Annotated in this window: 28 protein-coding genes and 1 pseudogene; 6 read left to right on the top strand and 23 right to left on the bottom strand. The window is 35.0% G+C overall.

The annotated features are described in order from the left end of the window. Window positions 1-2 precede the first annotated feature (2 nt). The 22 genes and pseudogenes from LW137_RS00990 to LW137_RS00885 form a co-directional block, all read right to left on the bottom strand. Window positions 3-1,058, bottom strand: coding sequence for a nucleotidyltransferase family protein (locus tag LW137_RS00990; RefSeq protein ID WP_233032565.1), 1,056 nt, complete (start codon window positions 1,056-1,058; stop codon window positions 3-5). After that, window positions 1,055-1,708 carry a glycosyltransferase family protein gene (locus tag LW137_RS00985; RefSeq protein WP_233032564.1) on the bottom strand — a complete coding sequence of 218 codons (654 nt, stop codon included), beginning with the start codon at window positions 1,706-1,708 and terminating at the stop codon, window positions 1,055-1,057. Before LW137_RS00985 ends, LW137_RS00990 begins: the two co-directional genes overlap by 4 nt. Then, window positions 1,705-2,586 carry a Gfo/Idh/MocA family oxidoreductase gene (locus tag LW137_RS00980; protein ID WP_233032563.1) on the bottom strand — a complete coding sequence of 294 codons (882 nt, stop codon included), beginning with the start codon at window positions 2,584-2,586 and terminating at the stop codon, window positions 1,705-1,707. The genes LW137_RS00985 and LW137_RS00980 overlap by 4 nt, the downstream gene beginning before the upstream one ends. Continuing rightward, the gene (locus LW137_RS00975; RefSeq protein ID WP_233032562.1) at window positions 2,583-3,266 is read right to left on the bottom strand and encodes a PIG-L deacetylase family protein; all 684 of its coding nucleotides are present in this window, start codon (window positions 3,264-3,266) and stop codon (window positions 2,583-2,585) included. The genes LW137_RS00980 and LW137_RS00975 overlap by 4 nt, the downstream gene beginning before the upstream one ends. Then, window positions 3,259-4,314: an N-acetylneuraminate synthase family protein gene (locus LW137_RS00970; RefSeq protein ID WP_233032561.1), complete on the bottom strand. Its 1,056-nt coding sequence runs from the start codon at window positions 4,312-4,314 to the stop codon at window positions 3,259-3,261. Before LW137_RS00970 ends, LW137_RS00975 begins: the two co-directional genes overlap by 8 nt. Then, entirely contained in the window at window positions 4,305-5,183 is an 879-nt protein-coding gene (locus LW137_RS00965) for a hypothetical protein (protein WP_233032560.1), read from the bottom strand. Before LW137_RS00965 ends, LW137_RS00970 begins: the two co-directional genes overlap by 10 nt. 35 nt (window positions 5,184-5,218) lie before the next feature. After that, window positions 5,219-5,866, bottom strand: coding sequence for an HAD family hydrolase (locus LW137_RS00960; RefSeq protein ID WP_233032559.1), 648 nt, complete (start codon window positions 5,864-5,866; stop codon window positions 5,219-5,221). A gap of 7 nt (window positions 5,867-5,873) precedes the next feature. Continuing rightward, a complete protein-coding gene (locus LW137_RS00955; RefSeq protein ID WP_233032558.1) occupies window positions 5,874-6,911 on the bottom strand; it encodes an ATP-grasp domain-containing protein in 1,038 nt (345 codons plus the stop codon). Window positions 6,912-6,937: 26 nt separating this feature from the next. Then, entirely contained in the window at window positions 6,938-7,645 is a 708-nt protein-coding gene (locus LW137_RS00950; protein ID WP_233032557.1) for a GNAT family N-acetyltransferase, read from the bottom strand. Continuing rightward, window positions 7,629-8,531, bottom strand: coding sequence for a methionyl-tRNA formyltransferase (locus LW137_RS07205; protein ID WP_233032556.1), 903 nt, complete (start codon window positions 8,529-8,531; stop codon window positions 7,629-7,631). Before LW137_RS07205 ends, LW137_RS00950 begins: the two co-directional genes overlap by 17 nt. A 27-nt stretch (window positions 8,532-8,558) precedes the next feature. Then, entirely contained in the window at window positions 8,559-9,173 is a 615-nt protein-coding gene (locus LW137_RS00940; protein WP_233032555.1) for an acyltransferase, read from the bottom strand. Then, the gene (locus LW137_RS00935; protein WP_233032554.1) at window positions 9,170-9,838 is read right to left on the bottom strand and encodes an acyltransferase; all 669 of its coding nucleotides are present in this window, start codon (window positions 9,836-9,838) and stop codon (window positions 9,170-9,172) included. Before LW137_RS00935 ends, LW137_RS00940 begins: the two co-directional genes overlap by 4 nt. Then, entirely contained in the window at window positions 9,825-11,411 is a 1,587-nt protein-coding gene (locus LW137_RS00930) for an HAD-IIIC family phosphatase (protein ID WP_233032553.1), read from the bottom strand. The genes LW137_RS00935 and LW137_RS00930 overlap by 14 nt, the downstream gene beginning before the upstream one ends. Continuing rightward, a pseudogene (locus LW137_RS00925) lies at window positions 11,404-11,818 on the bottom strand (VOC family protein). Before LW137_RS00925 ends, LW137_RS00930 begins: the two are co-directional and overlap by 8 nt. Further along, the gene (locus tag LW137_RS00920) at window positions 11,802-12,032 is read right to left on the bottom strand and encodes an acyl carrier protein (RefSeq protein WP_233032552.1); all 231 of its coding nucleotides are present in this window, start codon (window positions 12,030-12,032) and stop codon (window positions 11,802-11,804) included. The pseudogene LW137_RS00925 and the gene LW137_RS00920 overlap by 17 nt, the downstream one beginning before the upstream one ends. A gap of 61 nt (window positions 12,033-12,093) precedes the next feature. Continuing rightward, window positions 12,094-12,411 carry an SDR family oxidoreductase gene (locus LW137_RS00915; protein ID WP_233032551.1) on the bottom strand — a complete coding sequence of 106 codons (318 nt, stop codon included), beginning with the start codon at window positions 12,409-12,411 and terminating at the stop codon, window positions 12,094-12,096. An 84-nt stretch (window positions 12,412-12,495) separates the two neighbouring features. After that, window positions 12,496-13,842 (bottom strand): ANL family adenylate-forming protein, encoded by a 1,347-nt coding sequence (locus LW137_RS00910; protein WP_233032550.1) that lies wholly within the window; start codon window positions 13,840-13,842, stop codon window positions 12,496-12,498. Then, window positions 13,835-14,563 (bottom strand): SDR family NAD(P)-dependent oxidoreductase, encoded by a 729-nt coding sequence (locus LW137_RS00905; protein ID WP_233032549.1) that lies wholly within the window; start codon window positions 14,561-14,563, stop codon window positions 13,835-13,837. Before LW137_RS00905 ends, LW137_RS00910 begins: the two co-directional genes overlap by 8 nt. A gap of 4 nt (window positions 14,564-14,567) precedes the next feature. Next, entirely contained in the window at window positions 14,568-14,858 is a 291-nt protein-coding gene (locus LW137_RS00900) for a hypothetical protein (protein ID WP_233032548.1), read from the bottom strand. An 8-nt stretch (window positions 14,859-14,866) separates the two neighbouring features. Continuing rightward, window positions 14,867-16,054 (bottom strand): LegC family aminotransferase, encoded by a 1,188-nt coding sequence (locus LW137_RS00895; RefSeq protein ID WP_233032547.1) that lies wholly within the window; start codon window positions 16,052-16,054, stop codon window positions 14,867-14,869. Then, entirely contained in the window at window positions 16,051-16,638 is a 588-nt protein-coding gene (locus tag LW137_RS00890) for a TylF/MycF family methyltransferase (RefSeq protein ID WP_233032546.1), read from the bottom strand. The genes LW137_RS00895 and LW137_RS00890 overlap by 4 nt, the downstream gene beginning before the upstream one ends. A 166-nt stretch (window positions 16,639-16,804) precedes the next feature. Then, a complete protein-coding gene (locus LW137_RS00885; protein WP_233032545.1) occupies window positions 16,805-17,818 on the bottom strand; it encodes an NAD-dependent 4,6-dehydratase LegB in 1,014 nt (337 codons plus the stop codon). 77 nt (window positions 17,819-17,895) lie between these two features. Here LW137_RS00885 and LW137_RS00880 point away from each other — a divergent pair, with 77 nt between their 5' ends. The 6 genes from LW137_RS00880 (at window position 17,896) to LW137_RS00855 (ending at window position 22,561) form a co-directional block, all read left to right on the top strand. Further along, window positions 17,896-18,180: a glycosyltransferase family 2 protein gene (locus LW137_RS00880; RefSeq protein ID WP_233032544.1), complete on the top strand. Its 285-nt coding sequence runs from the start codon at window positions 17,896-17,898 to the stop codon at window positions 18,178-18,180. 116 nt (window positions 18,181-18,296) lie between these two features. Continuing rightward, complete coding sequence (locus tag LW137_RS00875) at window positions 18,297-19,007, top strand: hypothetical protein (protein WP_233032543.1); 711 nt, start codon at window positions 18,297-18,299, stop codon at window positions 19,005-19,007. A 179-nt stretch (window positions 19,008-19,186) separates the two neighbouring features. After that, the gene (locus LW137_RS00870; RefSeq protein ID WP_233032542.1) at window positions 19,187-19,915 is read left to right on the top strand and encodes a hypothetical protein; all 729 of its coding nucleotides are present in this window, start codon (window positions 19,187-19,189) and stop codon (window positions 19,913-19,915) included. A gap of 126 nt (window positions 19,916-20,041) precedes the next feature. Then, entirely contained in the window at window positions 20,042-21,019 is a 978-nt protein-coding gene (locus tag LW137_RS00865) for a cytidylyltransferase domain-containing protein (protein ID WP_233032541.1), read from the top strand. Between the two features lie 5 nt (window positions 21,020-21,024). Beyond that, on the top strand, window positions 21,025-21,726 hold the full coding sequence (locus LW137_RS00860) for an acylneuraminate cytidylyltransferase family protein (protein ID WP_233032540.1): 702 nt from the start codon (window positions 21,025-21,027) through the stop codon (window positions 21,724-21,726). Then, window positions 21,677-22,561 (top strand): beta/alpha barrel domain-containing protein, encoded by an 885-nt coding sequence (locus LW137_RS00855; protein WP_233032539.1) that lies wholly within the window; start codon window positions 21,677-21,679, stop codon window positions 22,559-22,561. The genes LW137_RS00860 and LW137_RS00855 overlap by 50 nt, the downstream gene beginning before the upstream one ends. Before the next feature lie 29 nt (window positions 22,562-22,590). On the opposite strand, the gene LW137_RS00850 is transcribed toward LW137_RS00855, so the two are convergent. Beyond that, complete coding sequence (locus LW137_RS00850) at window positions 22,591-25,155, bottom strand: ATP-dependent Clp protease ATP-binding subunit (RefSeq protein WP_233032538.1); 2,565 nt, start codon at window positions 25,153-25,155, stop codon at window positions 22,591-22,593. Between the last annotated feature and the right edge of the window lie 156 nt (window positions 25,156-25,311).

Genomic DNA, 25,311 nt, shown 5'->3' with positions numbered 1-25,311 from the left:
ATTCACTCCTTATTGAGATTTATTTTATCTCTAGCTCGATAAAAATCTTCCAGATTTCCAATGTCAATCCATTCATTGATTATAAATGTCCCTACCTTGAGATTCTTTGAGATTGCTTTGGTGATTAGGGTGGGCATATCTAGATGTTCATTTTGATTGATTAAATCAAGTGTGGAGGGGCTGATAATGTAGACTCCGCAGTTAATATAGTGTGTATAGGTTGGTTTTTCTTTAATGGTGATTGGTGTCTTTAAATGATCTTCAATTACACCAAATGGCACTGTATAAGAATAGGGAAAAATACAAACTGTAATATCGTTTTGAGAAGTTGTGTGTGTAGTAAGTAGCTGTTTGTAGTCTATATCTGCCAAGATATCGCCATTGATGACAAAAAATGGCTCGGTAAGATAGCTTTCTGCAAACTTGATGCTTCCACATGTGCCAAGTTGTTTTTCTTCTTCTAGATAGTTTATTTTGACGCCAAATTTCTTCCCATCTTTAAAATATTCTTTGATCACCTCTGCTTTATAATTGACGCTAATAAAGAAACTAGAAAATCCTTTATTTTGAAATCCTTCGATGATCTCTTGCAAAATAGGTTTTGCACCAATTTTAAGCATTGGCTTGGGGGTTTCGTTGGTTAGGGGTCTTAGTCGAGTGCCAAGACCACCAGCCATAATGATCACTTTGTTGGGATAATTATAGATTTCATGATTTGCTTTAAAGCGTAAAAGTTTATTGTCTTGATTTACGATTGGAATAAATGGGAATCTTTTCCAAGTTTGATAAGTTTGCAAATCTACTTCTTGTCCTTCGATAATTTTTCTTGGGGCAGGATTCATGATTTGGGTAATTGGAGTTTGGGGCGAGAGGTGATTTTGCAATGCGGATCGACGAATATCGACATCCATAATAGAGCCAAGTAGTTTTTGATCTTCATCAATAACATATAGAACAACCCGATTGGTGCCATCTAAATCATTTTTTTCTAGATGAAGAATGGCTTCTTGTAATGTTGTATGTTGTGAGAGTGTAATTTGATGAAATAAATCTTTCATAATAAGTCTTTCCAAGAAAAGGTGTTGTTTGGCTGAGATTGAATAATGTCTTTTAGCAGTAGATAGTCTTTTGGATAATCCAATGTCCATCTAATATGGGAATAATCAATGTCGTTACAGTAATGCTTGATGCGAAAATTCTCAGGATGAGTGTAGATATAATAGGTGACATGTTCTAGTTCTTCTTGTGTTTTGGCGTTTAAAAAAGCATTCTGAAGTGTTGCAAAAGTCATGATTTCTGTATCCATTCCATCCGGAAAAGTGCGCTTAACGCCATTGCTTGTATAATCTGCTTGAGATTGTAGATGAAGATGAATCACTGCATCTATGATATTTGCATCAATAATTGGACAATCTCCCGTAAGGCGGACAATATGTGTTGCGTTATATTTTTTTGCACATTGATAATATCGATCTAAGACATTATTTAGACTGCCTCGAAAGCATTCAATATGACATTGTTTTGCGATTTCTTCAATCATATCGTCTTCGGGATTGGTAGAAGTAGCAATAACAAGCTGATCGATTTTTTGAGATTGCAAAATGCGTGAGATTTCATAGGCAAGCATTGGTTGTCCATTAGCATCCATAGCCACTTTGCCAGGTAATCTTGAGGAGCTCATACGTGCTTGCAATATTGCTAAGATCATGCATTCATTCCTTTTTGAAGAATTTTCATTTGTTTTAGTGTGTGAAGGTTTGTGGGGATATCTGTTTTTCCTTCTATCATTTGAACAAAGTAAGTCAGCATACGCTTAAAGGAAGAAAATGCATTGAGACAATTGGCTTTGTAGTAATTTTCTTCAGAGAAAAATTCAAGCTGAAGCATTGGATATTGCATAAAGCCAAGACAATCAATTTGAATAAGAAAACCTTCTTTGGTATTGATGTAGAAACTTTCGTGACTACAAATATTTTTTGTGATTTGTGTTGGAGAAAACTTTAAGACTCCAGATATCCCATCAAGAAGATGGATTCCGTATGTCTCCCAGTTTTTGGGTGTGATTCCGCGAATGAGTTTTATTTTTCCAAAATGTTGGATTTTTGCTCTCAAATCATCAAGCTCTGTTGCAAAATGAAGAGATGAAAAGCTCATGAGCTTGCCTGATTGTATAAAATTTTCAAAATAATTGCACTCCACATCATTTAGTGAAAGCGGCTTGTCAATAAAGACAAATTTATCGGCTTGAAGAAAGGTTTTGGCAATAGGATAGTGGGATCTCCAATCATCTCTTGCAATAATGACAGCATCAACTTTATCAAGCATTTCTTCATAATTTTTGCATAAATTGGGAACGTTTGAGGCTTGGGAAATTTTAATTATCTCTTGAGGATCTTGTGACCATACATGGGTAATTCTAGCATTTGGAATTCCGAAATTTTCTTTGGGTTCATTTTCTAGGTAGTTATATATATTGATCCAACCACTTTCCTTCATTGCTGTTTGATTGTAACCATTAAAAATAGCAGAAAATGAATATGGGTGACCATTTCCTTCACTTGTGCCAATGATTCCTATTTTGATCATAATTTTTCCTTAAGTAGCATAAATGCTTCTGCATATGTTGGCGATTTGATTCCTCCCATCGTGCTTCCACGATAAAGTGCCAATGCTCTAATATTTTCTACTGAGCGAGGGAAGGGGGGAGGAGCGATTTCACTTTTGTAGATTTGCATAATTTGACATTTTTGATCGATAAAGTCCGTGATATCAACAAAGACATTGGGGATAAAGCTTTTGTGCGGAAGGCTTGGAGCAAATTCTGTTTCGCTCAGGGTTTCCATCATGAGAACTTTTTGGATGCTTGGATATCGAAAAGATTTTGTGCAAGAAAATACGGCCTCAAAGATTGCACGATGATCGCTATGAACATCATCGCAAAAGGGTAGATAAAGAATATTGGGCTGAATGCTTTGAAAGATTTGAGAAAATTTTGTCACCAAGGTGCTTTTAGTATATTCATCCACCTTCATTGTTTTGAGACCTAACCGATGAGTAGAGGTGAAATTATAGGAGTTGATAACCTGTGTAATTTCCTTTTCTCTAATCAAAACAGATTCTTTGGAGAAACCTTCTTCTTCAAAGATATCTGTGCAAAAAATGCAATGAACATGATCTCCTTGTGCGATATGTTTGAGTAGCGTTCCTCCTGCTCCTAGTGTCTCATCATCTGGATGAGTGGAGATGACAATAACCTGCTTAGACAAAATAATCCCAAAGAAGAGTTGTGTCTTCGCTAATATCTTGTCGAGCTTTTCTTCCGATTAGCCACTTTGCTTCTACTGGGGTGATGCCTGTGCCTGGACGTCTATAGACAATATCCTGATCAGTGATAATTTCACCCTCTTTGATATCTCTTGCCGATGTGGCACTTTTTCTAAATTTTTCTCGTTTTTCAAGCTCATCTTGAGAGACTACCTTGTATCTATTGCCAAGACATTCAAAGATATTTTTCCCTTCTTTGCAAATAATTTCCAAATCTTTTGGATCAGCTGAAACTTTGTGGTCCCATCCTTCCATATTTTTATCAAGAGTAAAGTGCTTTTCGATAATCTTGGCTCCCTTGGCGATTGCTGCAAGAGAGATAGAATATCCTAGAGTGTGGTCAGAATAGCCAATTTCGCAATCATAGATAGACTGTAGGGTATTGATAAAGTTTAGATTAACAATTTCATTGCGTGGTGGATAAATGGATACGCAATGCAACAATGCGAAGTTTTTGTAATTTGCTTCCCTAAAAAGAGAATAAGCTAAATCAATTTCTTCTAAGGAGGCCATACCTGTAGAAATTATAATAGGTTTTTGGGATTGAATTGCTGCTTGAATTGTGCTGGGATTATTTAGATCATTTGAAGCAATTTTTAAAAAATCGCTATCCAACGAAGAAACAACTTCTACGCCATAAGCATCTTCTGCTGTGCATCCAAAATCAATATTAATTTTCTTGCAATAATCTCTTAAAAGTTGAAATTCTTCTTTGGTGTTGGAGAAAGCTCTAATTTGATCTCGAATATTATGGAGATTTAAACCTTTGCTTTCCCATTTGTCTACATTTTCAAGTTTAACAATTCCTTTATCAAGTTCATCTAAATATTTATTTGTACACAATTTTTCGTCAAAGAATTGAAATTTTACAGCATTGGCTCCACAGCGTTTGGCTTGATTGATCATCTCTATTGCCAAATCTATGTCTCCATTATGATTGCATCCTATTTCTGCTATAATATAGGGTTCTTTTAATGAGGTTAAATCCATTGAGCAATCTCCTTAAGCATTTTGATATTTTCCCACCAACAAAATTTTGATGTGCAAAAGTTTGTATTTATAATTCTAATATATTTTCTTTTGTTTTCTTTGGAAGATAAAAAAGTCTGTAACTTTAAGGTTTGAATAAAAAGTCTTCTGTAGATAGGGCTTATTTTTTGAAAATGTTGATAATGTTTAATTTTCACAGCAATACCCAATTCAAGCCTCTTTTCATCAAGTGCTCCGTCGAATCCGATAAATGATTCTGTGTGCTGCCGATAAAGGTTGTAAGTGTCTTGTATTTGTATGCCAGATAAATTATTAATGAGCATCCAAGAAGCTAAAAACCAGTCTGGGGCTAGAATACTGTTTGGAATGTAAAAATTTGAAAAAAATGGATGATTAATTTTTAGCGCAATATTGCCAAAGCCAATAAAATTTTTATGCAAGAGGGGCGATAGGGTATCGAGCAACTTGGGAGCATTAATTTGGTAATAAAAATGTTGATTGGAAAGTTTAAATAAATTCGCATCCGCAGGAAAAAAACTATTGAAAGCAAAGTGGTGTGTATGAATTTGTTGCAATGTTTTTTCTACACGATTAATGCCTGAAATTTCATCAAAGTCCGAAAAGATTAATAGATCATAGGATAATTTATGGGCCTTATTGATAAGAAATTGTCGTATCTGTGTTGGGGATAAGAAAGCTTTTTCTTGATGAAAAAAGAAGACTTTTTTTTGTTTAAGGTTTTTATAATCTTGTATTTTTGTTTCTATGGTTTTTAAATTTATACAATCAAGAAAAAGCAAGAGATCAAAGTTTTGTTCTGTTTGGTTATTGAGATTATTTAAATAATCTTCGAGAAAAATTTCATGCATTAAACAGTTGTAGATTGATGTAGCCCACAGGACTTTCATATTTTTTCCAATTCCCAAAAGGTTTCAATGGATTTATTGTTTTGAAATTGAGGTTCTAAAAATTGTGCATATCCCCTTTTGAGCCAGATTGGTGTGATTCCAACTTGATGAGCGCCTTTGATATCAGTGAGTGGATTATCTCCGATCATATAGCAGTGTTGTGGGGAGAGATTTAAAAAATCTAGAGCTCTTAAGAAAGCTTTGGGATGAGGCTTTTCATATTCGATTCCAAATTCTCTTGCATAGCAGACTAAATCACTCGGAATATTGAGATTTAGAATTTTATTTTTTTGTGCTTGAATTGGACCATTTGTCAAAATAACAAAAGGGATATTGAGAGTTTTGAGTCTATGCAAGAAATCTTGAGCGTCTGGATATAAAGAAAGATTGCATTGAATTGAGGAATAAATCAAAAAAAGCTGATCGTGATACTCTGAAGAATAGCCAAGGGGAGAAGCTTCTAAAAAGGTTTTGAAAATATCCTTGGACTTAATTCTAACTTCATCTGATAGGACTTTTTTGCAGATTGCGTGAAAAATCTGATTTTCTAAATTGTGACTATTCCAAAAATCCAAAAAAACATAATAGAGATATTGATTTTCATCATAAAGCGTATTGTCAAGATCTAGGATATAAGCTCTCATTGTATTTTTAAAGCCACAGGAAAGAAAAATATCTTAAGAAGCGAGATTTAGAAGGAAGGCCGCTTTTGTTGATTTTGACTTCTTCTCCCAAGAGAAGCTTGATAGCAAGATAGGGAAAATTAAATCCCAAATCGGTGTCAATCGAACTACTTGCACCAAGTCTAGGATTGAGATCAAATAGTACTAATCTGCCATCTTGTGTATATGCTAGTTCCATATTGTTGGCATAAGTTAAGTTGAAGATTTCAATGACTTTGGAACATAAATGCTCTAACTCTTCATTGTACGAAACGACTCCACGATAAGTTTGCGAAGCACTTCCCCATTCTCTAATGTGTTCGAGTGTTAGAAGATTTTCTCCATTGTGGCATAGGGAATAAGCACTAACAAATGGAGGGGTGAGATATTCCATGACAATCAGTTCTTCAAAGGTTTTTTGTTGCTTCAAGATATTTTCAATTGTCGCAATATCAACTTCATTTTCTGGTTTTTTGTGAAAAAAATGATCAAAGTTGAACTGATTTCCTATGATATAAACTCCTCTTCCACCTCTTCCAAAACGAGGCTTAATCACAATCTTATTTTTTGGGAAATCCAAAAAGTCTAGAGCTTGATAAAAATCATCAAGTGTTTTGATGATTTGAAATTTGGGGGCATGTTGTGGAAGATGTTTTTGGAGAGAATGATAAACTGCACCCTTATCATAAGCAGAGATCAAATGGTGATAATCGCCCACAAGAATAGGAATCTTAATCTGATCTTTGTATTTTGCTAGCACTAGATTGTCTTCATTGCCACAAGGAATAATAATATCGATATGATATTTCTCTATGTAGTTTTTAATAAAGTCTACAAACCCCCTCTCATCTTCCGCGCTATTGGGAGAGACATCAAAACAGTTAACCATGGTTCTACATACGGCCCATTCAAAGGCATCGATTCCATGAAGCTCTACTTCTCGTTCTCCATTATTTTTAAGGGCATAAATAAGATCCGGACTCGTAAGGCCACCAACTGTCGTAATTAGGATTGTGAGCTTATTCATTTGTGTAATCCTCCTTTGATTTGAGTTTAGAGTGAAAAAATATTGTTGTAATAGTCACGGTGAGAATTAAAAAAGTCTTGTAAGAGAATATGAAAAGGGGTTTTTGGAAGTAATTTTGCTCTTTGAAGCATTTTTTTGTGTTGATCCCACAATGATCCTCCTCTCTTTGAAATGATTAGATTGTAGTCTTCTCTATGGCATACAGTATGAATTCTGTCATCAATCTCGCTCCAATCATTTTTAATAAAATCCTTTCGAAAGATGCCCTCTAGTCTATATCCAAGTAGAGATAGAAGATGCGAAAAGCGAATATGACCAATATGATGAATAGCGAATATTCTTTCTAATTCCAAGGTATTAAAAGCATAATCCATGGTATGTGCAATTGCCTCTAGGGTTTGTAGGGGGGGGGTATTATCTTTTTTTGCTTCTCCTCTAATAAAACCTATTATTGCTGTTTTTTTGGAGGCATTAATATCTTGTAGTATTGTTGTTCCTATAATTGAGGTTTTATCATCATAAAAGAAGGTAATATTTTGAGTGTTTTTAAAATATTCTAATTGATCATCTAGGGTATTTCGTTTTATTCCGGATTCTAAAAATTTTGTTATTTTGCTATTGTTCCACCATTCAAAGGTTTGATTGGTTTGTATAAACTTTTCAGATGGGATATATAGGTCGACTAATTCGCCCTCTAGAAATCTCTTCATATTGTATTTATAAATTTGTCTCATTTTTTAACCTATCGCCAATTTTAATTTTCCCATCAAATAAATAATCTGTAATTCTGATGGTATTGTCTAAAGTTTTAACAATTATATCATTCTTATGAACTCCCACCACTACTCCAGGTGTAGAAATATAGTTTGGTGCATTGGGAATAAGTTGGCTTTTGAAAATTGTTATTGGTTTTTGGTCAATATAGCTTTTTGCTCCTAAGTTTGGGGTATTGAGCGATCTAATAAAATTAAAAATGTTTCTTGAGTTTTGATTCCAGTCAATTAGCTCATCCCCGAGAATTCTCATCGGGCAATAGAAGCCTCTCTCATGGTCTTGTGGAGTGGGGAAAACTTGATGATTGTAAAAAAGAATCAAAGCTTCATGTAGGACAGTGGCACATTCTATGTGAGCTTTTTTTAGAAGAGTTGAATAGTCATCTTGCTCTGATATTGGATAAGTGCGTTGCAGAATAATGTCTCCTGTATCAATTCCCTCATCTATATAATGAACGGTGATCCCAAATTCTTTTTCATCGTTGATGAGGACCCAATTTAAGATATTTCTTCCCCGATAGGAGGGAAGCTTCCCTGCGTGGCAATTGATGGTCTTGAGTTTAGGAAGAGATATGAGAGGTTCTTTGAAAATTTGATTAAAACTCATAGAGACAAAAATTTCGCTTTGATAGTGATTGATTTTTTTAATAAATTCTTCTGAATTAATGTCCTTTGATTTAATGTATGGGATACTAAATCTTTGAGCAAAATCAAAAAGAGTGTGATCTTGAGTGTCAAATCGTGGGACAATAAAGGCAAATTCAAATCGTGGATCATTTTTTATTTTTAGAAATGCATAATGTGACCAAATTCCATCTGCAAAATATCCGATTTTGATTTTACGCACATAATCCCCCTAGTAAAAGTGTTAAATCTAGTTTATCCCCCCCCCCATTGTCTCTTTTATAGAAGATAAAAATTCTTTTTCAAGTTTAAGTAGATCTTTTTTTCTTTCCTTGATTCTTTTTGCTGGAATTCCAAAATAGACTCCCCAAGGTTTTGTTTTTCGAACGATGAGACTCATTGCTCCTATTGAGCTTCCTTCGCTTAAAAAGGCGTTGGGGAGAATTGTTGAGCCACATCCAACAATGCAATGCTTTTCAATGATAATTTGTTTTTTTGTAATGTTTTTGTATTGATTGGGTATGCAGGGATTAGTAAGGGTTTCTCCACTATAATCATCGCTTATAGCAAGGACCTTAACATGACTACTCATCCCGCAAAAATCTCCAATAGTAACTCCAGAATCTCCACCGGTGATGGATGAAAAGGCTCCGATGTGCACAAAATTCCCAATTTTAATCTTTCCACTTAAAATTACAAAGTCATCAATTCTGACATTGTTCCCAATAGAAATTTTTGAAGCACCATAGATTCTAGCTAACCTTGAGAGTAGGACATTTTTCCCTACAGAAGCAAATCCTATTTTTTGAAGTTCTTCATATGAATAAAATCCTTCATTGTATTGGGATTGCATGAGGTGATTCATGATGCAATCCTTTTGATGTCAGTTATTGTTTGGTATTGTTTATCCCCCCCCCCCATTGTCTCTTTTATGGAAGATAGAAATTCCTTTTCAAGTTTTAGGACTTGATTTTGATCGATAAGAGATAATTTTCTTGCCGGATTCCCAAGATAATAACCCCACTCTTCAAATTTTTTTCCAAGATTGACACTCATTGGGCCAAGACTTGATCCAGTTGGGAAATAACTCTCTGGAAGAGCTAGGCTATGGCTTCCAAAGTTATTGAATCTTTCCAAGACGACTTGAGCATCTCTGAGTTTTCTAAAGTTAGCGGGTATGCATGAGCCAGCAAGGTATCCTTCAAAAAAATTATCGCTTACAGCAAAAATTTTGCAATAAGAGCTCATGTTGCAAAAATCTCCGACAATAACTCCAGAATTTCCACCAGTTATAGATGAAAAGGCTCCGATGTGCACAAAATTCCCAATTTCAATCTTTCCGCTTAAGATTACAAAGTCATCAATTCTGACATTGTTTCCAAGGGAAATTTTTGAAGCGCCATAGATTTTGGCGAGTCTTGAGAGTAGAACGTTTTTCCCTATAGATGCAAATCCTATTTGTTGAAGCTCTTTGTGGGAATAAAATCCCTCATTGTATTGGGACTGCATAAAAGAATCAAAATCTTTCATTTTTCTCCTCCTTGATATTTAAACCATCAGTATTGACTATTTCATCGATAGTAGTATATATATTTTGGCTGGCACTGTGTTGAGGAAGTTTTTGCAGAAAATCCAAAAAGGGCGAATTTCTTTCTCCTTTTTTGAAGTAGATATCTGTAGTCGGTGAGAGAATTCCTAGCTTCTCTTTAAGAAGAGAAATAGCTTTGAAAAGCATGATTTCTTCGAGTTTTCTTCCTAGTGCTCTGCAGCTAATACAAAGATCGCGCAATGCGAGTTGATGCTTGATCTTTTCGCCTATAAAGATTGCAATAATTCCACTATCACTTAGCTTGTCACTCATTGCAATAGTAGCAATTGAAAGATGTGGATTTCTAAACCATTCCTCAACTTGATTTAGCGTAGGGCGAGTATAACCGGAGATGAATTGATTGGTTTTATTAAGAAGTTCTGTGATGCGTTGAATGTTGTTAAGATTGTCGATAGAGAAAATAAGTGAAATTTGCAAATTTTGAAAGTATTCTTTTTGAGAGAGATTGCTGAGTTGTTGTCTTAATTGATTTGCTTGAATGTCTGCTGAACGCAGTATATCTTCATTGGTAATTGCTTTTTTGTGCATTTGAGGAAAGAGCTCTAGTGTTTCTAGCACTTTTGTTGGAGAAATGGCAAGAATTGTTTTGATATTAAGGGATTTGACAGATTCAATTTCTGCGATATTGTCATCAATAAAGAGGAGAGAATCAAGTCCAAAATTGAAAAATTGTGCAATCTTTTGAATATTTTGACTTTTTGGATTCCAGTTGACTTCTTTTGTATCGAAATCTTTCCATTGGAGTGGAAAATCTTTACGTTTATGAAACATTTCTTGAACATGCTGCTCTTCATTTTTTGAGGCAAGAGCCAATAAAAAGCCTTTGTTTTTATAATCTAAGATTTTTTCTTGTAGTTTTTTATGTTCTTGAGTTAAAACAAGATTATCAATCCCATCTTCGCCAAGTATTCCACTATAAAGAGTATTGTCCAAATCAAGAACAATTGCTTTGAGTGAAGGAAGAAGCAATGAGGGGATTTCTCTAAGTCCTAAAAATTGTGCAATTTTGATACAAGCCTTATTCCCAAGTCTTGTGCCAGTAATGCTTGACTTTTTGTCATCTAAATCTTCTTGTTGAATAAATGAAGAGAGAAAAAGAACATTATCTTCTTGCAAATGAGAAAGATTAAATCGGCAGTGGATATCCATAAAAATAGGAAGAATTGGGGATGTGGTAAGTGTTTTGAGATACTTGATTTGTTTTGATATGTGTTCTAAGGGATTGTTTTTGTAGCGAGAAAGATCAACCCAGATGATTTCTAGATGACTTTTTTGGAGATTATCAAAGCTCAAAGAATCATCATATGGTCCAATTTGAAATTTAGCGATTAAACCACTTTGGGATAAAAATGCATTGATGATGCTTCCAACAGGCTCAAATGCATGATTACGATGAATATTGATAGTAATGGATTTATGAATTAATTCATCGCAGGTATTTTGAAAATGAAGCAAATCCGAGCGTTTTAGATTTTTTGAATAAAGATCAATCATACGTTTCTACCAACTCAATCAGAAGATAATTTTTCATCATTATAAAACAGAGTCTTTTGAAGTAGTTTGCTTTCATGATTGGTTTCACTATCACCCCCCCCCCCTAGAGGAATATCTCGCATTTTGAGTTTTTCCAAATCACCTTCAAGGTTTGAGCTTTGGTAAGCGATATGATACATTTTTGTTTTTTGTTTAAGGTATTGCGTTAGAGGACCATCAGGATCAAGATTCTCCAATAATTCAAGGCGATATTGATCTTTTGTGATAAAAGTTCCGCGCACTTTCTGATCTTCATCGATGAAACTATCTTCTATTTTAAAACCAAGTTTTAAAAAAATAGGAAGCTCTTTTTCAATGCTTTGCGTGGCGCAACCAATATGATGGATGGGATTATTGAGCGTTAACAAGTTGAGAAACTTTAGAAATGATAGCTTCTTGTGAGATTAAGAGAGGTAGATCATCCTCAGAAAAAAGAATATTAAACTCTTCCTCTAAGCTCATAATGATGTCAATGTGAGCAATAGATGACCATTCTGGAGTATTGTGCATCGAAATTGAGGTGGAGTGATCGACTTTTATTTGAAGAATATCACCAAGGATTCTATAAACTTTTTGTTCCATTTTTGAGGGTCCTTACTTTTTAGATTAAATTTTAGCATAGTTATGTTGTTGCATTTGAGTTTCATAGGCTTGCACCTCCATTTATGATGATATTTTGTCCAGTTATCCAACTTGAATCTAGAGAAAGGAGAAAGCAGATAAGTGGAGTTATTTGTTTTGGCATTCCTATCCCTAAGGGATATTCTTGGGAGATTTGTTGAATGTATTGTTCATCATAAACTTTGCTCCATTCTTGTATCATCTCTGTCATTATGAATTTAAAAGAAGCTTTGTTGATTCCATATGGTAGATGTATAATTTCTAATGCTGTAGTTTTATGATTTTGTTGAGCACTTTTTATTGTTGAATGTTGTATGTCATGGAGTGTATCGCGAAGCAATCGTGTGTGAAACGATAAGATAAACGATCTTTGATGCGATGCAGGTGTAAATTGCTTAGATGTAAGAGTTTTTAAATAAGGCTTTCATTTGTTTTCTTCTTTGATTGTTTGGCGAGTTTTTTTAAATCTTTCGCTGAAAGAAAGCGAAGTAACAGGAGTTACTTTAGAAGGAATCTTGTATCTTTCAATTTTGTCTTTGCAAAAAGAGCGAATGATTTTTTTTATGTCATTTTGATTGATTTTTTCTTTATCTATGATGACATCACATGAAACACTTTGTCCTGTAATGGGATTACTCTCTCCATAAACCAAGCAATCCATTACACCATCGATTTGCAGGATAATTCCTTCGATTTCTTGAGGTAAAACCTTTTCTCCGCCTACATTGATAAGCTCTTTGGATCTTCCAATGATTCGAATGTATTCTTCGCCATTAATGAGTTTTGTTTCTACTAAATCACCCGTTTTAAAATATCCATCTTCAAAGCTTTCCATACTAGCGTTGAGATATCCAAGAACTTGAGTTGGCGATTTGATCCATAATTCGTTGTTGACGACTTTGTATTGCACAGATGGATCAGAGATTTTCATAAAGAGTGAACCTGATTTTTCGCTAGAAGTTTGCATGATCCCCGTTTCGCTTGTTCCAAAGGTTTGCAAAAATTTGGTTTTTGGAAAAGCTTCTTGGAGTCTTGAAAGAAGAGATTGGGGCATAGATTCTGTTCCATAAGTAATCATTTTGAGTGATGAAAGATCATGTGTGAGATGAACTTTATTGAGCAATATTAGATTTAAAAATGTTGGTGATGTTGGGAGGATGGTGACTTGATATTGTTCAATTAAATGGGCAATGTGATGCACATCTTTTCTGTTTTGGGGGATGATCGCTGTTTGTCCAGTTGAAAGAATATTAAGGAGGGTGTTAATCCCGCCAATGTGATCAAACATAAGAAAAAGAAGCATATTGAGTTGTTTTGGTTTTTTGTTATTAAACCTAGATATTAATTCATCAAGATTATGGATCATTGCTTTAGGTTTGCCTGTGCTTCCGCTACTAAAAAGAATAAGGCCTGAGTGTTCTCCTAGTGAAAAATTATCTTTTTGTTTGGCGTTGATAGGCGTAGGGGAATAATTGTTCTCTTTAGAAAAAATAAAGTTTGCTGAACATTCGGATTGCTTTTGTTGTAGTTCCTGATCAGAAATAATAGGGATAATTGTGTGCTTGTGTGTCATTAGAGCAATAAAAATTGCAATACTATCAAGACTATAATCATCATGTATGACGACGCGACTATGTGGCGGAAGAATCTTTGTTTGCAAGGAATAAAAAGAGACTTTTTCTAAAAGTTGTTCGTAAGAATAGGTCTGATTATTGCAGATTAGGGCATTTTGTTTGCCAAAAGCTTGAAGTTTTTGAAGCAAATTAGCCATTGACACCTCCAAGATAAATAATTTGCCCACTAACAAAATCGCTTCGCTCATCAATAAAAAACTTAATTACATTGAGGCAATCTTGAAAGGTTCCAAACCTCTTGATAGCTTGTCGTTGTAGTAGAGCATCAATTTTATGTTTTGGAACATTCTTAATAAGATCTGTTGGGATTGGTGTTGGACCAATTGCATTGACAGTGATTCCAAACTCAGATAGTTCAAAACTTGCGACTTGCGTTAAATTGGCAATCGCGGATTTTGAACTTGCATAGATCGCTTCCCCTTCAAGTCTTAGAGGCACAGCAACTGTTGAGAAATTTACAATGCGGAAGTGAGGGATTTCCCCTTGTTTTTTGAGTATTCGTGCAGATTGACTCATGATTTTTCCAACTTCCCGTATAAAAAGAAATGTTCCAAAAACATTTGTTGAAAAAACATTCTTCATGGTTTGATAGGGAGTAAGTAGGATATGGTTCATTGAGGCGATTCCTGCATTATTGAGCAAAATATCAATCCTTCCAAATTGCTTTTTGATTGTTTTGACCATATTGATAACTTGCTCTTCGTTATTGACATCAAGCTCAAAATGATGATAGCTTGAGTGATCGATACTGCTTTTTCCTCTTGAGCAACCACAGACAATGTGTCCTTCTTTCAGGAAATATAAAGCGAGCTCTTTTCCAATGCCTTTTCGTGTGCCAGTGATAATAAAGACTTTCATTTGATTATTTTTGAATCAAATTTTGAATGTATTGAGTAAGAGAGGAAACATTTTTGAAAGGAGAGTTTTGTGAGCTCATTGCTTTCTCATCGGCCAAAGTGATATTTTCTCCAAGTTCTTCTTCAACCATTTCTTCAATATCTGCAATAAAGCTCACTAAAGATAGGGAATCTAAAGCGCCATCTACACCATAGATTTTTGTTTCTTCATTTGGATTTGTAAGTGCATCATTTTCGAGCTCTTCAGCAAGATTTTGAAGGGCTTTATAGATAATATTTTGAATTTGTGAATGCATATTTTTCCTTATTTGATTGATATTGAAGAATTGTATCCTAGATTGACTCCACTTGGAAGATTGACAATGCGATCTTGCAAAAAGAGTGAGTTTGCAAGATTGTCATGTTGGCAGTGACTGTATGCAGGATTTTGATGATTGAGCTTCCAAATGGGGCGTGTCATGATCCCTTGAGCGTTGCTTTGTTCCAAGAAAGCATTTCTTTCTTCTAGATTTTTGAGCTTGATTGCATTGAGCCAAAAGTTTGGTTTGGTGCCATCGCGTGCAGATATAAAATCGATCCCATGAGTTAGGCAAAATTCCTCATAAGCTTTGGCGATCTTAGACTTATTGGCAAGAAATTTGGGGAGTTGTTCGAGTTGGGCTAGGGCGAGTGAAGCATTGAGATTGGGTAGGCGATAATTGAAGCCCAGTTCATCGTGATAATATTCGTAGGGATGGGGAATCTTGGCTGTTGTGGTGATGTGTTTTAGCTTCTGGGCAAGTTTTTGATTATCTGTGAGGATAATACCTCCGCCTCCGCATGTGATTGTTTTGTTGCCATTGAAGCTAAAAGCACTAGCTAGCCCTTTAAGTCCAGTATGGATTGCTTGATCTTTTTGGATGTAATAGCTTCCTAGACTCTCTGCACTATCTTCGATAAGAGTGATATGCCACTCTTTGCAAATTCGTGAGATTTCTTCGATTTTTGCTGGGTGTCCAAAAGTGTGCATTGGGACACATGCCTTGATGATTTTGCGTGTATGTTTGTTGATCGTATGGTTTTCTTCTTTTTGTCCATGTAGATGTAGAAACTTTTCAAGGGCACTTGGTGAAAGAGAAAGAGAATCTAAATCGACATCGACATAAATGGGTTTTGCACCAGTGTAGGCAATCGCATTGCTTGTGGCAATAAAGGTCAGCGATTGTGTGATGACTTCGCATTCTTGATTGGTGCCTATTGCGTGCAGGATTGCGTGCAATGCGCTTGTGCCATTGCTTGTGGCGATAGCATATTGACTTCCGCAAAATCTTGCCATTTCTTCTTCAAAGCGATTGACAAACTTTCCAACGCTTGATACAAAGCCACTATCAATGCACTCTAGAAGATATTTTTTCTCATTTCCTAGAAATTTAGGTTCATGAAGAGGGATGGTCTCAGCTTTTGTTTTTCCATAAAGTGAGCGAATAAAGTCAAAAAGAGGAGAAAGAGTCATTCAATCACCATATAAGAAATATTACTTGCAAATTCAAATCTCTGAATTTTGCAGTTATTGAAATTTTTAAAATATTCAAGAGTAGCTATTGTTTCTCCTGGCCAATTTTCATCATTTAATTCATCAAAAGCAATAATTCCTCCTTTAATGACTCTTGGAGCTAAATATTCTAATGCAACCTTTGTGGGTTCATATAAATCAAAATCAAGATATAGAAGTGAGATAATTGTGTGTGGATTATTTGTTATATATTCAGGAATTGTGAGGCATGCATCCCCCTTGATTAATTGAATTTTTTTGTATTGGGGCAATAGAATGTCTCGATTAAATTCTTCTATACAGTCCTGAAGTTCATCTTCGATCTTTGCAAAACTTTGGAAACCACCTACTTTTAACTCTTGATGTATTATGGATTTTTGGTCATTTTCATTTAAATGCGGAAAGCCTTCAAAGGTATCAAAGCCAATTACTTTTCTGTCATTTCCTAAAATATCAAATCCTGCACAAAGCTTGGCAAAAGCCATGATGCCTCCACCCCAGTGAACGCCGCATTCAATGATGGAGCCTTTTGTGTTTTTTATCATTTTAAAAAGTTCATACCTTGCGATAAATCTTGCAAGATATTTGCGTGGAACATACTTTTCAAAATTCTTGAGTTTAATCTCTGTTGAATAGTTGTATTTGTTGATTAATTCGCTCATATTGACTCCTCTATTTTTGGGTATTTGAGTTGAGATTTTACACTGATCTTTAGACATTGTAGATTTCACTTTTGTATTTAGAGAGGTTGTTGGGATCACTGAACCACTTGATGGTTTCTTGAAGTCCTTGATAGATATTGTATTTTGGAGTGAAATTTGTCAGTCTCTTGATCTTGGTGTTGTCGCACCATAGGCGGAAAACTTCGCTATTTTGGGGGCGAATTCTTTGGGAATCTGTGATGAATTCCACTTTGCTTTGCATAAGATCTTTGATGATATTGAGTGTATCGGCGATGCTGATTTCAAAATTTGAGCCGATATTGATCGTTTCTCCGATTGTTTGATCGCTTTGAGCGATAGCAATAAAGCCCTCACAGGTATCTTTGACAAAGTTGAAATCTCGCGTAGGGGAGAGATCGCCAAGTTTGATTTGCTGAGCACCATTGGCGATTTGAGTGATAATTGTCGGAATCACTGCTCTTGCACTTTGGCGAGGTCCATATGTGTTGAATGGTCGTGCGATGCTTAGAGGGAGAGAGAAAGAGTTGTGAAAACTCATAGCAATACAGTCCGATCCGATTTTGCTTGCACTGTATGGACTTTGTGGCTGTAGAGGGTGAAGCTCATCGATTGGGACATATTGTGCTGTGCCATAAACTTCACTTGTGCTTGTGTGGATGAAGCGTTTGACTTGGTTTTGGATTGAGGCTTGACAGAGGTTGAGGGTGCCTTTGATGTTTGTATCGATATAGCTTTCTGGAGCGATGTAAGAGTAGGGGATCGCAATAAGAGCTGCAAGATGGAAAACGATATCGATTTCTTTTGTGATTGTTTTGCAAAAGTGAGAATCTCGAATATCTCCACTCACCACTTCAATATTAGAAAGGCAAGAAATATCTTCAAGCCATCCCCAATAATTGAAAGAATTGTATAAGCTCAAAGCCCTTATCTTTGCTTTATAAAAGACCGAATTTGGATCTTGTGTATAGTGATAAAGAGTTTCAACTAAATGTGACCCTATAAAGCCATCAGCCCCAGTGACCAAAATGGATTTGTATTGCATGGATATCCCTTAGATATTGAAGTTTAAGATATATTTTTACACAAGATTTTATCAAAATATTGAAAGTGAGGATATAGATGCACTCTAATCCAGTTGTTGCGATTATTGTTCCAATTTATAATGTAGAGAAATATCTTCAAGAATGCCTTGATTCTGTGATTGGGCAGACATATAGGGATTTGCAAATCATTTTAATTGATGATGCAAGCACAGACAATAGCTTTGAAATTGCATATGCTTATTTCAAGCAGGATACAAGAATGACTTTGATAAAAAACAAACAAAATCAAGGAGTAGGGGCATCAAGAAATCTAGCCCTTGATTATCTTGCGATGCAGAATGTGGGGGGGGGGGGGAGATAGAGATCTTTGAGCATTCTAGGTGCAAAGAAGTCCAATATATTCACTTTCTTGATGGTGATGATTGGTTGGATCTAGAGTGTATTGAGAGATGTATACAGAGTACATTTGGAAAGCGTATGGATATAGTTTGGCATGGATACAAGATTTTTTATGAAAAAAATCATAAGATTTCTTTATGTGCTGGAATAGAGGATATTCCCAAACAAGAGTTCTACTGTGGGTATGAATTTCTTGAGTTTCTCGCCTTGAATAAGATGAATGGGATTTTGATTTTTCTTTATTTGCTTGATTTTTCTTTTCTCTTAAAGCATCAATTTAGATTTCAAAAACATATTTTGGGCGAAGATAGTTTATTTGGATATCAAATGCTTGCTCTTGCTCAAAGAATAGTTTATGTATCTCATCCTCTTGTGTATTATAGGATTCGATTCGGATCTCTTTCAAGATACGAGCTTCAGGAAAGTAGTCAAAACTTCTCTTCAAAAGAGTGCGAAGAATTTTTGTATGATTTTTCTTATTCAAGATCAGTGTTTGTTCTTGAAATGATTGATTTTCTAAGGAGAAAAGAAAAAGAACTACACCCAATGAGTGTCTATTGGATTGAGCAACAAATTAAATATAGGTCAATTGGTGCATTTTGGATGTGTAAGATCAAAAAAGATCAGAAAAAAGGAAGAAAACTGTGTGAGGAAATTTGGAAATATAAAAAATATTGTAAAGAGGTAGAGATTTCTTCAAAAATTGCCTTTTTCTTTCCAAAAATCTATTTTGTATTAAAGAGGGCTAAAGAGATGATTAGAGATAGAATTTGTTTTATGTATACTTAGCTTTAAAATTTGAAGTATAAGGTCCAAACACAGGAGAGCAAATGTTGAAGCAAACTTTAAAATCAATTTTCCGTTCAATGGGGATTTATAGGAGATATAACCAGCATACATTTTTAACGGAGTATTATTTTTTTGGCAAAAAATGTTTTAATCTTTTTGATAAAAGAGCTCTTCCAATAATGCTTGAGAGTCAAAATAATCAGCTACTAAATCAGATTTATACACTACAGAATATTCTTCTTGATTTGCATCAAAAGAGTTTTGGACAATATGGAGGAAGCCTTAAGGGGAGAGAAGTGGTATTGATGGCTGCAGGACCAACTTTAAGGGAATATACTGAAAGTAAATATATTTCTAATGCGATTCATATCGGAGTTAATAAGGTCGTGACTTATTATCCTGATTTGGATTTTTATTTTATGGGAGATTGGACTGCTGTTCAGAATTATGGAATTCAAAAGGATATTATATCTTCAAGGGCAAAAAAGTTTTTTGGAATGGGGAACTTGAGTGATGAGTATGGAACGACAAGTTTTGCAACACCTCTAGATTTTGTTCAGATAAATAATGCTTCAATGTATCTTTCTATGCATTATGCTAGCCATCAAACTATACAGCCAGATATTTCTAGACATCCTTTGTTTGGATATGGTTCTATTATTATCCCAGCTTTTCATTTCTCTCTTTATTGTCAACCAAAACGAATTTATCTTGTTGGTTGTGATTGTTCAAGCGGAGGGCATTTCGATGATCGTAAAACTTGGGTTTTGGAAGATTTGGCAACAAAGAGATTGCAAGAAGAATGGAGAAGAATGGCTTTGTTTGCAAAATATTATTATCCTGAAGTCGAAATTGTTTCGATCAATCCCGTAGGCTTAAAGGGATTGTTTAAAGAGATGGAGCTATAATGTCTTTCCAAAAAGAATATTTAAAGAATATTAAAAACCAAGAGAGGGGAGGGGAAAGAGATTGCCAGTGTTTTGTAATTGTGATCAAATGTATTTAGAATGCCATATATTTACTAAGGAGAAGATTTGTTAAAAGTTGTAATACCCTTAAAAACAAACTCAACTCGTTTACATGATAAAAATTTGAGAAATTTTTTTAATCATAAGAGTCTTTTTGATATTAAAGCTGAGCAGTTATTGAAAGTTTTTTCGCCAAAAGATATATATGTTTCATCCGAAGATGAAATAAGGGTTCCAAAAATAGTAGAGGGCTATGGTTTTAATTTTTTACATAGGGAGTATGAGTTAACATTAAGCAGTGCGAAAGAAACTGAAATTGTAAAGGGAATTGTAGAGAAAATTGAAGATAAAAATGCAGATATTATGTGGGTTCAGGTAACGCAACCTCTTTTTGATGAATTTTCTGAAATGGTAAAGGTGTATCAAAATCTCTCTGAAAACTTTGACAGTATTGTTGCAGTTAAACGAATTACGCATCATATTATTGATGAGCGAGGAAATCCTGTTAATTTTAATTTCGGATATTGGCATAAAATTAGTCAAGAGTTACCTATTTTTTTTGAGGTCTTATGGTCTGCTTTTATTATGAAAAGGCGAATGTTGGATTGTGCTTGGTATCAGATTGGACGAAATCCTTATTTATATCAGAGTAATTCATATTTTGTTGATATCAATGATGAAAAAGAATTTGAAGTTGCATCAATTTTATATTCGTATTATAAAAAATTAAAAGATTCGGGGGGGGGGGGGATTAATTTTTGTCTATTTTTAAATAAGATATTCTTTGCATTAAAAGTCTTAGAATGCGTCCTGTTAAATATTAATATAAACATTAAGAAACGAAATGTTCTAAAAAATCTAGATAGCTACTTAGATTGTTGCAACAAAAAACAGTCTTACATCATTGCTTTTCTTCAAAATTTTAATAAAGACAATCAATCTTTAATGAATGTGGATTTTAAATTTAAAGTAAAAAATATTTTGATTAATTTTATGGAATTAAAAAAATATTTAAAAGTAAACATTAAATATATTGTTAGGTGATAAAGATGCAAAGAGTAATAGCGGTTATAGCTGCACGTCAGGGGTCTCAAAGATTAAAAAATAAAAATATTCTACCATTTGATCAAAGTAACTTATTGATACATAAAATAAGACAACTCAAAAAGGTAAGAGAAATTGAAAGAGTAGTTGTTTCTAGTGATAGCTCTTTAATGTTAGATATGGCAGAAAAAGAGGGTGCAGAAGTGCAAAAAAGACCTTTAGAATATGCAGATGAGAGAAGCCGCACATTTGGTGAGGTTGTATCTTGGATTGTGAAAGATTTGAATGCAGATCATATTGTATGGGCGCCCTGTGTTGCTCCATTGTGTGATGAGTATGTTTTTCAACAAGCTTTAAAGGCTTATTATGAACATGTTATCTTTTCAAAATATTACGATTCATTGGTAACGGTTAAGGTTATCAGAGATTATATTTGGGATAGAAAGAAGCCTTTGAATTATAGTTTAGATCGGCATGTTCCATCCCAACAATTACCTTATTGGGTTTCTGTGGTTAATGGATGTTTTATTTCCTCAAAACAACAAATTCTAAAGAATAGTTTTTGTTATGGTGAGATGCCATATTTTTTGGAAATTGATAAGTTCTCAGCAATAGATATTGATGATGAGTTTGATTTGGAGTATGCTCGATTTGTATATGAAAGAAGAAGGGTTGAGAAAATTTCAAGGGAGAGAACAGATGATTAATGGTATTAAAATCTTTGATTGCACTTTAAGGGAAGCTGGGTATCAAACTGGTTGGTTTTTTGATGAAGATTTTTGTCGAGACTATTATGCATTTGCTGCAAAAAATAAAATTGATTATCTAGAGTTGGGTTTTTTTCATGATGTCGAAGCTGATCCTGGGAGAGGAGACTTAAGATATTGTGGTTTAAGAAATGAAAGGTTGAAAGAAATTTTTATGGAAAGCAAAAAGATATGGAGTGGAAAAACCAAACTTTCTGCTATGCGTGATATACAAAGACCATTGACCACAATTCCTAGACAAGAAGAAAGCGTTGTGGATGCAATTAGGATTCTTACTAGGTCAATAGAGACTGATCTAACTATTTTGGAACAACATATTAAAGAAATACAAGAGCTTGGTTATGAGGTTTTTATTAATTTTACAAGTTCCGGATCTAATACGATAGAGCAAAATATAAAGTTTGCACAATTTGCACAATCATTGGGAGTTCGTGTTATTTATTTTGCGGATACTGAAAGTATTTTTACAGATAGTTATGTTGAAAATACATTGAAGCTTTGTCAAGGATTAAATAATGTAAATGTGGGAATGCATTTACATAATAAAAATGGAAAAGTAGAGGAGTTGTTAGATGTAGCATTGAATAATCACTGTAGATATATCGATGTGACTTTAATGGGCTTAGGAGGAAAATGGCATGATGGAAATTTGCCTTTAGAGTATTTTTTTGCAAAGAATTTGCACAATCCTGGCTATGAACAAACAAAACTCAAAACTCAGCTTATTCAAAATCTTATTAAATATCATAAATATTCAGCGGCTATACTTTCGTGAAGCACAATGATTGAATGGGGGGGGGGGAGTTAAAATACCTCCACTTCCCCATTTTTTTTGAAAACTACCTCAGAGCCTTCTTTAACTTTTTCTTCCAAGATCAATTCAGCTAAGCGATCTTCTATCATCTCATATAGTGCTCTTTTGAGTGGACGCGCTCCATAGACAGGATCAAATCCTGCTTGTGCGATCTCTTCTTTGGTTTCTTGAGAAAGACTGATTTTGATGCCTTTTTCTTGGGCTTTGAGCCTGATCTGCTCAAACATGATATCTACAATCTGCACGATTCCTTGAAGATCAAGGGGGTTAAAGATCACGATTTCATCAAGTCGATTCAAGAATTCGGGCTTGAAATATCCTCTGAGTGCATCTTGAATTGCTTTGGATCTTTCGTTTTTGTCTTTGATTTCTAGAATTTTGTCACTCCCAATATTGCTTGTGAGAATGATAATTGTGTTGGTGAAATCTATTGTCACGCCTTTATTGTCTGTCAATCTTCCATCATCTAGCACTTGAAGCAAAAGATTGAAAACATCAGGATGGGCTTTTTCGATCTCATCAAAAAGCACAACGCTATAGGGTTTGCGTCTTACAGCCTCTGTTAATTGACCTCCTTCTTCATAGCCCACATATCCAGGAGGAGCCCCGACCAAGCGAGAGACAGCATGTTTTTCCATATATTCACTCATGTCGATTCGGATAAGATTTTTCTCACTATCAAAGAGAAATTTTGCAAGCGATTTGGCACTTTGAGTTTTCCCTACACCTGTGCTTCCAAGGAAGAGAAAGCTTCCTATTGGGCGATTAGATTCGCTCAATCCTGCTTTGTTGCGTTTAATCACCCTTGCGATCGCTTTGATTGCCTCCTCTTGACCTACCACACTTTTGCTAAGCTCAGATTCTACGGCCAAAATTTTTGCTTTTTCGCTTTGAAGCATTTTTTGGACTGGTATTCCACTCCACCTGCTCACAATTCCTGCAATGATTTCTTCTGTAACAGCATTTTTCAAAAGAGTCCCATTTTTTTGCATTTCTTGCCATTTTTGATCAAGTTCTTTGATTTTTGCTTCATTTTGGGGAATCTTGCTGTATTCGATTTCAGCGACTTTTCCAAGATCTCCATTGCGTTTGAGAATCTCTGCTTCACGCTTGAGTTCATCAATTTGAGTTTTAAGAGAAGCGATGTCTTTGAAGACCTTTTTTTCATTTTCAAATTGACTTTCTAGCATACTTTTTTGTTCTGTGGCGTTGCTCAACTCTTTGTCTATTTCTTGGATTCTTGCAAGATTGCTTTCTTTTTCTTCCATTTTGAGCGCTTGTTTTTCAACCTCTAAAGCTACGATCGTTCGTTTGATGCGACTAAGTTCGTGAGGTTCAGATTCGATTTGCATTTTTAGTTCGGCAGCGCCCTCATCAATCAGATCAATCGCCTTATCAGGCAAAAAGCGATTGGCGATATAACGATTGGAGAGTTTAGCTGCAGCAACAAGAGCAGAATCTGTGATGCTGACATTGTGGTGAGATTCTAGTTTTTCTTTGATCCCTCTAAGAATTTGCAATGCTTCATTGACACTTGGTTCGCTGACATCGATAGGTTGGAATCGACGCACGAGCGCAGCATCTTTTTCAAAGTATTTGCGATATTCCTTTAGGGTGGTTGCCCCAATCGTGTGAAGCTCTCCGCGAGCAAGAGCAGGCTTAAGGATATTTGCAGCATCCATACTGCCCTCACTTGCACCAGCTCCGACGATCGTGTGAATCTCATCGATAAATAAAATGATATTGCCTGAGTTTTTGACCTCATCGATGATATTTTTAAGTCGCTCTTCAAATTCCCCGCGATATTTAGCTCCAGCGATGAGGGCACTCATATCAAGAGCAATAAGTTTTTTGTGTTGCAGGCTTGTTGGAACTTCATGGCGAACGATTTTTTGAGCTAATCCCTCCACAAGTGCAGTTTTTCCAACTCCTGGCTCGCCTAAAAGAATAGGGTTGTTTTTGGTTTTGCGAATCAGAATCTGCATCATTCTCTGGATTTCTTCATCTCTTCCGATGATGGGATCTAGAAGGTTTTCACTTGCTTTTTGGGTGAGATCAATCCCGTATTTTTGGAGAAGCTCCATAGTTTCTTCAGCATTCTGATTTTGTATTTTTGTCCCTCCGCGTATATCTTTGAGAGCTTTTTTAATTGAGTTAAGGTCAAGATATTTTTCAAAGATTGGTTTGATTTTTTCATGATTGAGGGAAGAGAGGATGAAAGTATCTGTGGAGAGAAATTGATCTCCGTTTTTGGTCGCCTCTCCAAGTGCAAGCTCTAGCTGAGTAAGTAAATCCTGACTGAGGTGGAGATTATTTTTTTGGACACTTGAGGATTTTGGAAGTGTATTGACTGCACTTTTTAGTTCTAGCTCTAGGGCAGTTTTATCAAAATCTAGTTTGTTGAAGACTTGATTAAGGATGGATTGGGTATTGGTGCAAAGCGCCCAATATGTATGCAAAATAGAAATTTCTTGATTTTGAGAATGGAGGGCAAGAGAAGCCGCAGAGTTAAGTGTCTCTTGAAGTTGGTTTGTCATCTTTTCTAGAATATTCATATTATCTCCTTTATCACTTTATATCTCTAAATGCTAAAAAATACAAAGTTTAATAACAAATCAATTATATAAATTTAGTCATTTACTATAAAGTTTTTTATGTTTATTTTTATAAAAGTTGATGAATTTCATGTTTTGGATAGAGAGAATTTGTAG

The organism is Helicobacter kayseriensis (genome assembly GCF_021300655.1).
Lineage (GTDB): Bacteria > Campylobacterota > Campylobacteria > Campylobacterales > Helicobacteraceae > Helicobacter_G > Helicobacter_G kayseriensis.
Note: the sequence above shows the minus strand (reverse complement) of the source record. Positions and strands in the feature narration are given on the sequence as shown.